Here is a 716-nt window from a genome sequence, read left to right as displayed (position 1 = left end):
CTAAATTTGAGATAGTTACATGAATTTACCATAAATCACCATCTCATAAAGTGTGATGCAACAAAGCCATGCCAGTGTCACGCACTGGCATGACACCCTCCTTATGGGCCAAAATCACAATGTTCGTACAGTTGTGGATTCATTCGCGGCATAGATTCCGCTAACAAGTAGCGGAATGACGAATTTGTCGTTTTTTAGATTGTTGTAAGTCAGTTTAGCTATAGCATAATGCTATGTTAATAAATAATCTGTATAATGCTATTAAATATAACAATTAAAATCTAAATCACTTTCTCTATAAAAGGAGAAATTTACCTTAATGAAAATACATATATATTTAATATTGTTTTTATTTTTTTCTTGCACTCAACTATATGCTGACGAGGAAATTGCAAAATTTGATTTACTTATTGGCGAGATAAATGAAGCAAGCTTCACTCTTAAAGGTGCAATAAAGGTTACAGTAGAACCAGGCTGGCACATATATTATAAAGATCCTGGAGATTTTGGCCTTCCCACGTCTATTAGTTACAAAGGTAATGCATCAGATATAAATATTCACTGGCCTATTCCAAAGGAACATAAAGATAAAGTAGGGAGAGAGACGTTTGTAAGTAACGTATATGAGGATATGGTATTATTTCCCTTTAAGAACCTGTTTAAAATCTTCGTAATAGGAGAGAAATGAAGGAAAGGACAATCATTTGCAAGCTGGT

Annotated in this window: 1 protein-coding gene; it reads left to right on the top strand. The window is 33.7% G+C overall.

What is annotated here, in order from left to right; translation table 11 throughout:
• Nucleotides 1–319 precede the first annotated feature (319 nt).
• The gene (locus OZD61_RS00200; protein ID WP_274979400.1) at nt 320–688 is read left to right on the top strand and encodes a protein-disulfide reductase DsbD domain-containing protein; all 369 of its coding nucleotides are present in this window, start codon (nt 320–322) and stop codon (nt 686–688) included.
• Nucleotides 689–716: the final 28 nt, after the last annotated feature.

This window comes from Wolbachia endosymbiont of Drosophila bocki, from assembly GCF_028982005.1.
Classification (GTDB): domain Bacteria; phylum Pseudomonadota; class Alphaproteobacteria; order Rickettsiales; family Anaplasmataceae; genus Wolbachia; species Wolbachia pipientis.
Note: the sequence above shows the minus strand (reverse complement) of the source record. Positions and strands in the feature narration are given on the sequence as shown.

What these genes read in the sequence shown, in the direction of transcription:
- OZD61_RS00200 (WP_274979400.1), top strand. Translation starts at nt 320, where the DNA reads ATGAAAATACATATATATTTAATATTGTTTTTATTTTTTTCTTGCACT.